General features: G+C 54.7%; 11 protein-coding genes. 2 read left to right on the top strand and 9 right to left on the bottom strand.

The annotated features are described in order from the left end of the window. Window positions 1–4: 4 nt before the first annotated feature. From HJB83_RS29910 to nifH, 9 genes are all read right to left on the bottom strand, one after another. Window positions 5–1,105 (bottom strand): uridylate kinase, encoded by a 1,101-nt coding sequence (locus tag HJB83_RS29910; protein ID WP_221140465.1) that lies wholly within the window; start codon window positions 1,103–1,105, stop codon window positions 5–7. Beyond that, complete coding sequence (locus HJB83_RS29905) at window positions 1,102–2,127, bottom strand: aspartate-semialdehyde dehydrogenase (protein ID WP_221159698.1); 1,026 nt, start codon at window positions 2,125–2,127, stop codon at window positions 1,102–1,104. Before HJB83_RS29905 ends, HJB83_RS29910 begins: the two co-directional genes overlap by 4 nt. Window positions 2,128–2,453: 326 nt before the next feature. After that, window positions 2,454–2,777, bottom strand: coding sequence for a ferredoxin III, nif-specific (gene fdxB / locus HJB83_RS29900; protein WP_168301764.1), 324 nt, complete (start codon window positions 2,775–2,777; stop codon window positions 2,454–2,456). 13 nt (window positions 2,778–2,790) lie between these two features. Continuing rightward, window positions 2,791–3,132, bottom strand: a complete 342-nt coding sequence (locus HJB83_RS29895) for a hypothetical protein (RefSeq protein ID WP_221140455.1) — start codon at window positions 3,130–3,132, stop codon at window positions 2,791–2,793. A gap of 25 nt (window positions 3,133–3,157) precedes the next feature. Then, window positions 3,158–4,477: a nitrogenase iron-molybdenum cofactor biosynthesis protein NifN gene (nifN, locus tag HJB83_RS29890; RefSeq protein WP_221140453.1), complete on the bottom strand. Its 1,320-nt coding sequence runs from the start codon at window positions 4,475–4,477 to the stop codon at window positions 3,158–3,160. A 77-nt stretch (window positions 4,478–4,554) separates the two neighbouring features. Next, window positions 4,555–5,952: a nitrogenase iron-molybdenum cofactor biosynthesis protein NifE gene (gene nifE / locus HJB83_RS29885; protein ID WP_221159697.1), complete on the bottom strand. Its 1,398-nt coding sequence runs from the start codon at window positions 5,950–5,952 to the stop codon at window positions 4,555–4,557. A 54-nt stretch (window positions 5,953–6,006) separates the two neighbouring features. Then, window positions 6,007–7,548: a nitrogenase molybdenum-iron protein subunit beta gene (gene nifK, locus HJB83_RS29880; protein ID WP_168301761.1), complete on the bottom strand. Its 1,542-nt coding sequence runs from the start codon at window positions 7,546–7,548 to the stop codon at window positions 6,007–6,009. Window positions 7,549–7,642: 94 nt separating this feature from the next. Next, window positions 7,643–9,127, bottom strand: a complete 1,485-nt coding sequence (gene nifD / locus HJB83_RS29875) for a nitrogenase molybdenum-iron protein alpha chain (RefSeq protein WP_168301760.1) — start codon at window positions 9,125–9,127, stop codon at window positions 7,643–7,645. Window positions 9,128–9,222: 95 nt separating this feature from the next. Next, a complete protein-coding gene (gene nifH / locus HJB83_RS29870; protein ID WP_003551759.1) occupies window positions 9,223–10,116 on the bottom strand; it encodes a nitrogenase iron protein in 894 nt (297 codons plus the stop codon). 1,111 nt (window positions 10,117–11,227) lie between these two features. Here nifH and HJB83_RS29865 point away from each other — a divergent pair. Together HJB83_RS29865 and HJB83_RS29860 are read left to right on the top strand one after the other, a co-directional pair. Further along, the gene (locus HJB83_RS29865) at window positions 11,228–11,710 is read left to right on the top strand and encodes a TlpA disulfide reductase family protein (protein ID WP_168260056.1); all 483 of its coding nucleotides are present in this window, start codon (window positions 11,228–11,230) and stop codon (window positions 11,708–11,710) included. A gap of 431 nt (window positions 11,711–12,141) precedes the next feature. Continuing rightward, window positions 12,142–12,711, top strand: a complete 570-nt coding sequence (locus HJB83_RS29860; protein ID WP_221140450.1) for a hypothetical protein — start codon at window positions 12,142–12,144, stop codon at window positions 12,709–12,711. The last annotated feature ends 377 nt before the right edge of the window (window positions 12,712–13,088 follow it).

Here is a 13,088-nt window from a genome sequence, read left to right as displayed (position 1 = left end):
CTGTTTAGTCGTTCTCTATCACAAGATCGCCAATGGCTGCAGGATGCATTTGTTCGTGGATGTTTTGCGCATGTGCCATGGCGCTCTCGTAGTCAACGTGAAGGTGGACGCGCGACATCGCGCCATTAAGCTCGGTCACCACGACCTTTGATCCGATGGCGACGGCGCGCGTGCCTGCCGTTTCGACGAGGCGCATCGCGAAATCGATGTCGGTTATGATGCAAAGGCAGGGCCTGCCGTCCTCTTCAAAGCATATCGAGCTAATATCGTGTTGATCAAGAAAGACACAGAGAGCATCGCGTTCTGCAACACTCGCGACAGCTAATACTGCTGTGTCGCGTGCTAGTGTCACGGAAGCGGAGTATCCGTGGCCTGTGATGATCGTGCCCGTCGCCGCTCCGTTATCAGTCAGTGCTTTGCACACTATGGTGACTGCGTGCTTATTAGCATAATCCACTGCCCTGTGGTGCAGCACCTTTGCGCCCTGTCGCGACATCTGCGCGATTGTCCCATACCCAATCTTCGGGATGAATCGTGCCCCTGGTACAAGATGAGGATCTGCCGTGTAGACGCCCTTAACATCTGAATATATTTCGCACACTTGCCCTCCCAACATAGCCGCGATCACGACCGCTGTCAGATCGGAGCTGTTTCTGCCGAGAAACGTTAGTCTGCCCGACTGATCAACTGCCTGACCACCCGCGACAACGACAATGTCATGCTCCTGAAGTGCAGCCCTGATTGGCTGAGGATCGACGCTTTCAACTGAGGCGCGACCGAAGTCCGAATTTGTGTGTATCCCTAGGACATAGCCGTTCAACGACGTTACGGGAATCCCAAGGCGACTGACCGCAGCTTCCAACAGGCACGCACTCAGCATCTCGCCGATAGCAAGCGTCGCATCGAGATTCGATGGCGTTGCTTCCCTATTGACGCCAAGCACGGTTGATTTCAGCTCGTCGGTCATTCCAGACATTGCGCTGACCACGGCAACTATCTTGCTTCCTCCTTCAGCTCGCAGCTCAGCTAAATACCGAGCAACTCGGGCATAATGGCAAGGGTCTCGAAAACTCGAGCCCCCGAATTTGACAATAGTCGTCTTCATGATTCACCGATCAAATTTTTGGCGATCGCAAGCTGTGCGATGAGGAGTGCGTTGAGTGCGGCCCCAACCTGAACGTTGTCGGCTACAACCCACATCCACAGCCCGCGCGGGTTCTCTGGATTAACTCGGACCCGTCCGACGTGAACATCTGCAGGATCTCCCAGATAGCGCGGCGTTGGATATCCGTCAGCATAAAGTCGAACACCTGGTTCATTTGCCAGGAGCTCATGGACCTGTTCTAGTCGAACATGTTCGTCAAACTCGACGTATACCGCCTCGGAATGACCCGTCTTTACCGGCACTCTGACGCAGGTGGCGGCTAACTGCAGATGAGGCATACCGAAGATCTTCCGTGACTCTTGAACCAGCTTGCGTTCCTCAAGAGCCACGCCTTCGCGGGAAATCTGTCCGATCTGCGGTATGACGTTGAATGCAAGAGGGACAGGGAAGCTCTCCGCAGCGGGTCCGGTGCTCCCCTCGAGCCAGGCTTTGACACCGTCTTCCAGCTCCTTAATCCCGCGCAGGCCAACTCCTGAGGCGGCTTGAAAGGTGGTCAAAAGAACCTGGCTAATGCCGAACGTCGCTATCAACGGTCGCAGTGCCCGAACCAGCTGTATCGTGGAGCAATTTGGATTTGCTACTATTCCAGACGGTGGACGAACCGTAAGTGAACACGCGTTAACTTGTGGTACGATGAGGGGTACGTCAGGCCTCATTCGAAAGGCATTCGAGTTATCAATCACCAAGGCTCCTTGGGATGCGAACCGAGGTATCCATTCGCCGCTTACGTCGCCGCCTGCAGAGAAGAATGCAATGTCGGTTTTGGTATCACCGATATCGCTAATGTCGCGGAGTGCCTCAACCTGGTATGTTTGGTCTCGAAACTTGAATTGGCGCGCACCCGAACTGGAGGCGAACATCCGCAGTCGATTGACCTTAATCTCACTTTTTTCCAATAACTTGATCAGGGCCGTTCCGACCGCCCCGGTTGCTCCAACGATAGAAATATCTAATGGTCTCATGAGTACCTCATTTAGACGCTCGTGGTTGGATCTTGCTTTCAATATTCGAAGCTCGCTTCGGCCGCCCAAGGATGTAACTGGAAGTCTGTCGTCGCGGCTTGATGCACAGTTCAATGCCTCCTCTCTTCAGATCGTTGGACTTTCGACCTGGTGTTTCCTGCAATAATTGCCTCCGAATGGCAGATTGGACGCCTAGAAAGGTCTTCGCGTCGCCAGCCGGATTTGCTTTCAGGAAGCTGCCATGCGGCCTTCTCCACGTCTTCGAACCGATGCGATAGTCTCGCAATTTGGACGGTGCCGGCGGCTTCTAGCGCTCGGAACGGAATTCAAGATTCGTGCGGTGAAAGATGATCAACGGCGATATGAGTCTGGCAGTTCTTTGGACAGACGCGGGCGCACGCTCCGCAGCCGATACAGCGGCCGGGATAATCAATGACCATGATGACCCGACTGAGTTCACCATTAAAGTCGTCCTCGCCATCGCAGGCACCGAGCATGTCGCCTGCTTCATCGATGCCGTAGGGATGCATGACCTCGCGTGAGCAGACCTTGAAGCAGCGACCGCAGCCAATGCAGGTCGCAGGGTTGATCGAATTCAAATATTCCGGCATCCATTGGGATCCGTCGCGAGTCACGCATGAGCTTGTCATAGATTCCTCCAATTTAGCGAGTTCTGCCGATGGCAAATGTGACAGCCGAAGGCCCGCCGATTGCCAGACAAAAACGAGTTGGCAGCTGTCTACAATCTTTGCCCAGCGCAGCCTCACCTTCGCTTCGATGTCTTTCGATCTTGTCGGAGATATTCTCGATCCCGGCGGCTTCCACGAAGGTCCACGTGTCGCTTGTCTCGTCGTAGGTGGCAAATAGTCTGACCGATGCAAACCGCGCTGTCAGTCCCTTCATATCTTGCGTGACGATCGCAATTCGCAGAGCGCCTGCCGGCAGTTTCGGCCGCTGTTGCTGGAGTCTCCCATTGAAGAGTGAGAGGCGACGAATTGATCTCATTTGCGATTCCCGCCTGTCGGTTGGGTCAACTGGACCGTGGGTTCGGAGGGTGGTTGGCCTGAATGATGTTTGCGAGGTCAAAGATCACATCGCGGGTTCCCCGGTATAATATTGTAAGCTTTTGCTGGCTGCCGACGCGGTCGAAAATTGGCAAACCAAGCCGCATCAGCGGAACGCCGAGGCGTTTGGCAGCTTCCCGGCCGTGCGAGTGTGTGGCGATAAGATCGGCCGTTGCGGCGAGACTCTCCAGATCGCTGAGATCACCGACTTTGACGGTGTTGGCCGGTACCATCTCGAGTGCCTTCGAAGTGCCGGTCGTGGCGACTGCGACCGCAATTTCCGCACCCATGGCAGTAAAAAGATTGGAGAACTGGAAAAGCTGATCCGGCTCGGAGGCGATTGCGATCTTCTTGCCTGCCATATGGAAATGTCCGTCGAGCATCGCATCCTGCAGCTGCATTCGATTGCGGCGGACGTTGAGCGGCGCCTGTTTCCGTGACAGAGCGGCAAGCACGCGAATAAAGCGATCGACGTTCTCTAGGCCCGTTAGCGATCTAAACAGGACGTATGGGACGCCGGTCAGTCTCTGTAGCGCTTCAGCCGGTCGCCGCATATGCTCACCGATTGCGATACACTGCATCGCAGTACCAAGATCGCGGATTTCCTGCACTTTCGTGCCGCCATATGTGGTCGGCATCCATTCTTCGGGGATGGACCCGTCGAGCGCTCCCGACACATCGGGAAGGATAACCGGATCGAGCCCGAAGCTTACGGCCGTCTCGCGCAAATGTTCGATATCAGCAACTGTTAAGTTGCAGCCAGGCAAGATCGCGATCTTGCCTGCATCTCGATACTGCTTTTCAGGTCGTGTTATTGCCTCGATCATGGCGGTAACAGCTTTAGACCAACCTTCCTCTATGGCGCCGTCAAAGTCCGGCGTGTTGGCGAGTACCACTTCGGTGCCCACAAGTTCTATCGCCCGCTTGCGTTTTATGTTTTCGACGTCACCGGCGACATCCTCGTCGCGGGCCTCTACCGATGCGGTCGTGCATATCCCGATCAGTCGTGGTCTTGTGCGGGCTTTGAGGCTGAGAATTGCCTCTTCGAGACGATCCGCGCCGCCGACGATTATCGCGGTTTCGTTCATCGCCGTCGTTTGCAGCGGGATCGCTTCATTGAAATGCCTCACGAGCAGTGCGAGCGCGAAGCTCGTACATCCCTGGCTGCCATGGAGCAGAGGTATTGCGCCGTCGACGCCCAGAAAGGCGAAGGCAGCACCAAGCGGCTGAGACGACTTCAGGGGGTTGACCGCCGCCGACTTATTTTGAGATACGACGCGTGCCATAGTACGACCTCAAGATTTTTTGCGAGTGATCTCGCGGTTTTGGTTCGACGCGCTTACGCTTCTCTTTTAGCTCGTTTTTAAACGACCAAGGCCGGCTCCCATGGCGCCGGCTCGCGCACCTGCGGCCACATCGGATTGTGGATTGCCAGGTCAATTTGTCGAGCAAGTTGCACCATTCCCTCATAGCCAGCGTAAGCGTGATGACGCTCCTGGTTGATGTCGAGCCAGGGCAGTTTTGCCTTTAGCGCTATATACTGGGTGCGTCCGCCCGACAGCATGATGTCAGCCTTTCTCTCGAGTAGAAGCGAGAAAAGTTCGCGCGGCGACATCGACTCGAACAGGAGGTTCTCCTCCTTCAGGGTCTGTTTCACTCGCTCTCTATCTTCGAGCGTCGATTTCTTGACTGATGTGCCGACGATCTCCATGCCGATCTCCATCAAGGCATGGACGACCGACCATGATTTCACGCCGCCTGTATTTAGAAGCACGCGCTTGCCCTCAAGGCGAGGTCGGTAGGCTTCCAGCCTCTTCCACACCTTTTCCTCTTCTTCCGCTACAAGGATTTCCGTGCGACGCAAAAGCGAGGGGTCAGCACCTTTCCTTACAAGCAGATCGGCGATCCGCCGGAGCGCCTCCGAGGTGCCGGAAATGCCATAGAAGGAGCCCTCAAAAAATGGAATGTCCCAGCGTTCCTGCATCTTACGTGCCAAAGCAACGAACGCTGTCGAACACACCGTCATCGCTGCGCGTGAGCGGTGGGCGGAGGCGACGTGCAGGTATCGCGCGTCTCCCGGGATACAGGCGCGGACGCGGATGCCGAGCTTATCCAAGAGCGGCTTCACCAGCCAGAACTCACCCGAGAGGTTAAATTCGCCGAGTATGTTGATATCGCAAACGCTTGGTTCATCGGCCTCCACGGTACCAATGACATGCTTGAGTAGCGCCTCGCCCGCTAGCTTGTTGCCGAGGTTCTTAGATCCGAGGAAGCCTGGCGCATTGACCGGCACCACTGGTAACGCAAATTCGTCCGACGCTCGCTTGCAAACAACCCCGATGTCGTCGCCGATCATCGCCGTTATGCAGGTTGAATAGACGAAGATTGCCGCGGGCGCATACCCCTCCTTGATTTCCCGGATTGCTTTAAAGAGCTTCCGTTCACTGTGGCCCATTACGATGTCGATTTCCGTAAGATCAGTCGTGAAGCTCGTGCGCCAAAGTGTTGGACCTGACGAGGCAGTGCCACGGTTGTCCCAGGAATTTCCCTCGCAGGCGAGCGGTCCGTGAATCAGATGCGCGACATCGGTAATCGGCTGCAGTGCGACCTTGGCGCCGTCGAAAGCGCAACCGCCGACAGCCGTTCCCGGGGCCATTGGCCTCGCGCAATTCTTTCGGCGCGCCTTAGGACCCTTGCCGCCGCTCCTTTCACTCGCTAGCTCGTGGAAGGCATCTTTGATTTTGGCGTTGGGCGAGGACATTCGTCTGCCTTCATATCTGGTTTGAGAGATAGGCCGCCTGGCCGGCCGCCGCTCTTAGCGAGTGAGGTCATACGAATAGTCTGTGACACCGGCGTGCATTGTTTCGCGATCGAGGTTGTCGAAGATCTTGTCGAGGATCGCGGTCAAAAGACGCAGTCCGCCCTGGTAGCCCATGAGGGGGAATCGATGATGATGGTGCCGGTCAAAAATTGGAAAGGTCAGCCGAACCAGTGGGGTACCGGTGTCCCGTTCGAGATACTTCCCATAAGAATTGCCTATCAGGAGATCCACGGGCTCAGTGAAAAGTAGCGAGCGCAGTGCCCAGAGATCTTTGCCTGGCCAAACCTGTGCATTCTTCCCGAAGGGCGAGGATGCGAGGAGTTCCTTCATCTCGTCCTCCCAAGCTGAGGTGCCGTTAGTGGCAAGGCAGTGGGTTGGCTCGCCGCCGGTTTCCATGATGAAGCGCGCCATCCCATAGACGAAATCTGGATCGCCGTAGATCGCGTATTTTTTTCCATACAGCCAAGCTTGGCTGTCCGCCATCGCGTCGATGAGTCGCCCGCGCTCCAGACGGATCACCTCGGGAATTTCTCTCGTGGAAATGTCAGATATCGCCATCAGGAGTTCGTCGGTAGCTTCGACGCCAAGAGGATAGCGGAAGGAGGTCGTCGCTTGTCCAACGGCTCTGCAGTAATCCAGCGTCTTGCGAGTGTTGTAATATTGCAGGGACAACGTCCCCTCCGCGTTCAACGCCGCCTTCACGTCATTGATTTTGGTCCCCCCGTCATACATACGAAAGTTACCATCGGAGGGGGTATCGAACTGATCTGATGCGTCCTGGATGAACATGTAAGTCACTTGCATCAAGTCGAGCAGGCGTTTTAATTCGCGATTGTTCCCAACGCAGAAGCCATCAAATCCAGGAATGATGTTAATAGAAGCGGTGGCTTCACTTCGCGCGGTGCCCTTCCAGAAATTCTCCAGCACACCTTTTACCATGCTGTCGTAGCCATCGACATGGCTGCCGACAAAGGCTGGTGTGTGGGCAAAGGGGACATCGAAATCGCGCGGGACCGAACCTTCACTTTTGGCATTTTCGATAAAACCATGCAGGTCATCTCCGATGACCTCTGCCATACATGTGGTCGACACCGCGATCATCTTCGGGTTATAGAGCTTGTACGTGTTGGCGAGACCGTCGACCATATTTTTCAGGCCACCAAAAACAGCCGCGTCTTCTGTCATCGATGACGAGACCACCGATGACGGCTCCTTGAAATGGCGCGATAGGTGCGATCTATAGTAGGCAACGCAACCTTGGCTGCCATGGACGAACGACATCGTTCGCTCGAATCCCGCCGCTGCGAAGACCGCACCGAGGGGCTGGCAGGCTTTGGCTGGATTGACGACAAGGGCTTGGCGGGCCAAGTTTTTCTCTCGGTATTCCCAGCTCTTCGTGAATTCGCGCTGGTCCGACACGACCTGATCCGGGTGTGGGCACTCGAATTTCAGCTTTTTTTTGGCCAACATCTTCCTGTATTCAGGCTCGCAGAATAGGGGCGCGTGGTCGAGAGTTTTCTCAGCTGACTGCGGCATAGGGTCACCTCTTTCGATCTGGCCGCGGCTCAAGGGCGGTCCAGAAACATGCGTCGTTTAAGCCGTTGCGCGTTTACGCGCGAACGCTATGTTCTCACCCAGCAACCGCCGCCAAAATGCGGTCATTTTTCCAGGGCGCGTCGTAGAGACCCCAAACTGGATTGTTGATGGCCATGTCCATGTCCCGAGCGAAAATTGCGAAGCCGTCATAACCGTGATACGGACCAGAATAGTCCCAGGAGTGCATCTGACGGAATGGAATGCCCATTTTCTGCACCGGGTATTTTTCTTTAACGCCGGACCCGACGAGATCGGGCCGAATTCCCTCAATGAATTTCTCAAGTTCATAGCCAGTCACATCGTCGTAGATCAGCGTGCCATCTTTTACATAATGGCCAGTGCGCTGATAGTCGTCGCCGTGACCGAATTCGTAGCCGGTTCCTACGATTTCCATCCCGAGGTCCTCATAGGCGGTGACGACGTGACGAGGACGCAATCCCCCGACGTAGAGCATCACCCGTTTGCCGGAAAGGCGCTGCCAGTATTTGTCGATTACGGCCCAAACGAGGGGTTGGTATTTGGCTATGACCTTTTCGGCTTTTTCTTGGATCTCCGGCCCGAAGTGTTCGGCAATGTTGCGCAGCGAGGCATCGATTTGGGAGTGTCCAAAGAAATTGTATTCCATCCAAGGGATGCCATATTTTTCCTCCATATGCCTGGAGATGTAATTCATCGACCGATAGCAGTGAATGAGGTTGAGTGCCGCTCTCGGCGCGCGCTCCACTTCGGCGAGAGTTGCATCTCCGGACCAGTTGCCGACCACGCGCAATCCGATCTCCTCGAGCAGGATGCGCGAGGCCCATGCGTCGCCGCCAATGTTATAGTCGCCTATGACATTTACGTCGTAGGGACCTGGATCGAATTTTATGTCTTTCTTGTCGAAGACCCAATCTCGAATTGCGTCGTTGGCGATGTGGTGGCCAAGCGATTGCGACACGCCACGGAAGCCTTCGCAGCGTACCGGCACGACGGTCGTCGCGTGTTCTTTGGCCTTCTTTCGCGCTACGGCCTCAATATCGTCGCCAATCAGACCGATCGGACATTCTGATTGTAGGGTGATGCCATTGCTTAGCGGGAAAAGTTCAGCAATCTCATCGATGACCTTTTCCAGTTTCTTGTCACCACCGAAGACGATATCTTTTTCCTGAAAATCAGATGTAAATTGCATCGTCACGAATGTGTCGATGCCTGTCAGACCGACGTAATAGTTGCGACGTTGCGACCAGGAATATTGACCGCAACCCACAGGCCCGTGTGAAATGTGAACCATATCCTTGATTGGTCCCCAGACGACACCTTTTGAACCGGCATAGGCGCAGCCGCGTATCGTCATCACGCCTGGAACAGACTTGATGTTCGACTTTACCTCGCATTCGCTGATCGCGTTTGCGTCCGTTTCGCTCGTTGCAACGCTGAGGTGTTTACTGCGGCGCTTCGCTGCTTTGCCCGGGTATTGCGACAGCACGTCTGCAATAAGCTTCGCATGGAAGTCACTGTCATTATCGTATTTGAGGCTCATTGACACTACCCCTTAGAAAATCCGGATGAAGCCTCATGGCGAAACCTCCCTCACGGGACGGCGGGCGCCTTGCGTGTCGCTGCGCGTCAGTGTGATCACTGGGCAGCTATCAACTTGGCATCCCTGGCTTGAAGTTCGGCAAGCATCTGCTCATCGGTTTTCATGATCCCGAAATCGAGAAGCATGTCCTCAAGTTCTTCCATGGTGATGGGGGTCGGGATGGTGCCTTTGCCCGAATTGTCATGTATTCTTTGGGCAAGTGTCCGGTACTCGGCCGCTTGCTGAGAGTCCGGCGCATATTGGATCACCGTCATCTTTCTAAGTTCGGCATGTTGGACAATGTTGTCGCGTGGCACGAAGTGGATGAGCTTGGAATTGAGTTTGGCAGCCAGCGCTTCGGCGAGGTCGAGTTCGCGGTCGGTCTGACGCTCGTTACAAATGAGGCCACCCAGGCGCACGCTGCCGCCTGCAGCATATTTTAGAATGCCCCTGGCGATATTGTTGGCGGCATAGAGGGCCATCATTTCGCCGGACATGACGATGTAGATTTCCTGAGCTTTGTTTTCACGGATCGGCATCGCGAAGCCGCCGCACACAACGTCACCGAGCACGTCATAAGACACGTAGTCGACATCGTTGTAGGCGCCGTTCTCTTCGAGAAAGTTGATCGACGTGATAACGCCGCGTCCCGCGCATCCGACGCCTGGCTCCGGGCCGCCAGACTCCACGCATTTGATACCCTTATAGCCTACCTTGAGCACGTCTTCGAGTTCAAGATCTTCAACCGAACCTCTCGTTGCTGCGAGATCAAGAACCGTATCCTGGGCCTTCGAGTTCAAGATCAGGCGCGTAGAGTCGGCCTTAGGGTCACAGCCGACGATGAGGATCTTCTGCCCATGGTCCACAAGGGCGGCTAGCGTGTTTTGGGACGTAGTGGACTTGCCAATTCCGCCCTTTCCATAGAATGCGATCTGACGCAGAGCTGCCATGCTTGGCGTTCCTTCATGTGTTCGAGCAATGCGGTTATCCCGCAAAGCGAAAAGCGGAGGCCGTTCCGCTGCCTCGCAATAGCTCTCAAGATTCGTGCCAAGCGGGCCGATAGAGATGACGAACAATAATTAGCTGCGAATCCAGTTATGTGGGCGTAGAATACGGGATTGAAAACAGGAGCGCTTGTCACGTAACCGACAAAGGTGATGACAATGTCGAAAATAGATTGTCACGCTCTGAGGGCCAATGAACGGTGCGGCCCTTTGTGCAATATCTGACCAACCGACAGGATGTCTCATTTTGTGTAGCGGACTATTGTTAGAGCAGTTTCTATCCCATCACCAGACCGGCCGTAACGAATTCTGATCGCTTCCCCTAAAGAGTTGTCTTCGGTGGATATTGATGATGATCATGATCATGCTATCTAGGCTCGACTGCGCCACGGCGAGCGGTCTACTTCACAAGGAAGACGTCATTCGCGCCTCGACTGGTCCCCTACATAAAGTTAACTTCCTGCTCTGCTGTCGGTCATGATAGTGGCAGTGATGTCAACGAAGCTCTCGCCCCTGCTCACGCGGTCAGCAATCATGACCACTCGACGACGAAGAAGGCGCCACGTTCTGACGAACGTCGTGTGGCGCGGTCCTATTGAGTACGGATCTTCTCGAATGCGCTTCAACGTGGCATCCGTCCTTCGAAGTGGCTTACTTTTCTTCAAGGGCACTAGCCGGATGTAGATCGTTCAGAATTGTTCCGCGTTTCAGTGGCGTCCAGCTTCAGAACAGATCTTTGTCTCAAGGCCTTCGTCGAATGATTACTTCGCCCCGTTAGGGATCGTAACTGGCAAATTCTAAATGGCCTAATTAGTTGGAGTAGGTCACGAGTTAAGGCATTGTCGCCCACCTTTGTCGGTTACGTGACAGGCGTTGTTCTTCCTCAATTCCGAATTTTTCGTCAGTTAGCTGAAATGGCAGCGAAATTGTTGCTCGCCAGCTAAATCGGCCTGCTTGGCACGAATCTTGAGAGCTATTGCGAAGTGGCGGAACGGCCGACACATCCGCAGTGCAGGGTAACCGCATTTGGTTTTGAACACGTGACGGAACACCAAGCATGGTTGATGTGAAGGTAGGTGACTCAGCGCCTTCGATCATTGATGTGGGCTGGGTTCGTGGCAGGCCTCTCGAGACCTTCCAGCCAGGCAATGTTTACATTCTCGTGTTTCTGACGGCCACCCGCGGAGGCTGCGCGGAAATAATGCCCGATCTCGTGCAGTTGCAGGAAAAATACCGGACTGATGGTCTTGAGGTCATCGGCATCGTGATCAAATGGCCTACAACGGCGGCTGCGGCTCGTGTTTATGTGAACGCATGGCTAAACCAAACCTGCCCGAATCTCAATTTTCGAGTAGGGGTCGATTTCACAGGTCAAATTCACAGCCTCTGGATGGACCCGATCCATTCTGTTGTGCCGTACTCGTTCGTTCTCGACCGCGGCGGAAAGGTCGCCTCTGTCCACCCGATAGACCTTGATGACGTTGTGCGGAAAGCGCTTGACGTAAGCCAACGCAAAGCCACGCCGCATAGGCGCTGTTGATGTTTCACGGGCATGATTGATCCAATCAAGGCCGCTCGACCTCATAGGTGCCAAGACCGTCCCCGTCATAGAGCACCAAGCGCCATAACGCAGTGGAGCGCAGATATGGTTGATTGCGGATTGGCTCCGTCGATTAAAGCGCAGGACTGGCTGCGAGGCGATCTCTTTTCGACCTTCCAGCGCGGCATTATGCACATCCCCGGATCCTTTCCTCGTGCGTGTCTGCATACCGGCACTGGCCCGCCTGGAGCAGGTGCCGGAGAAATACGGAACATGGGTTGGAGGGTATCGGCGTTGCAGCAGATGAGGAAGCTGCGACCGCTGACGGCTAGAGCTCACCCACCTGTACATGTGGCTAACGGCAAAGTTCCCTCATTTTGACGCAGCTGGCGCACCAGCAAGAAGCGAACGATCTGACAAAGGAGAACGAAATGGATGCCGCTGGACAATCATTGATCGATCGCATCTGGGCGGCGATAGAGGCTAAGGATTGGAAGACGGCACTGTCGCTACTACAAGATGGCATCAGTGTTATGCCGGACAGCCTCTACCTATTCCAGTTATATGCAGACATATTGATTGACGAATTGCAAGACATGGAGGCCGCCTGCCTGATGCTACGCAAATTTGTCCGCCTTGCAATTGAGAAGGACTCAAAAGACTGGCTTCTTGGAGCGATGCATCAACTCTTTGACTCATCGCATGACTACTCGCGATTTCCATTTGGTGAACGCTTGTCGATGGGCAAGGCGCTCTCCGAGCACATGCTGACACTGTGCCAGTGGGAAAATGCCCACTCAAGAGCGGAGTATTATCAGGCCATGGCCTACTTCTTCCATGAGATCGGCAACAACATCGTGGCAGTGGAGTTGTTCGAAATGACTGTGACTTTGGTAAAGGGGTTGCCCATCCAAGACGAAGTGAAGCGGCTAGCCCGATTGCAGAAGACATTAGCCGAGTACAAGTGCCACGAAGCAGTTCGCGCGGAGCTGCTTTGCTAGGGTGGAAAGAGGCGATGCCTGGGCAGCGGGTCTTAAACCAGCTTGGTGCGCTCGATCGCAATGCCGACCCGCCACCACGCCGATAGTTTTGACGGATTGTAGTGGCTGGCGAAGGCAAGCGTGGTCACTTCTAGGCAGGTGACGAACCGCGATCGATAAACAACGACTGAATGCTTTGGTCAACCCCTCCTTTGCCGATTCAAAGTGATCACAGCATAAAGATAAACGACTCGCACATGAGTTCCACGCGCCACAAGCGGTTAACCGTGCATAGGCGTCACGATGTACGACATTGTCTTTGCTGGTTCAGCGACATGCCTGCATTTCTCGGCCCCGTATTTGGGCGCCTGAATAGCTGGCATAGCAGTGAATAATAT

Source organism: Rhizobium sp. NZLR11 (assembly GCF_019685115.1).
Lineage (GTDB): Bacteria > Pseudomonadota > Alphaproteobacteria > Rhizobiales > Rhizobiaceae > Rhizobium.
Note: the sequence above shows the minus strand (reverse complement) of the source record. Positions and strands in the feature narration are given on the sequence as shown.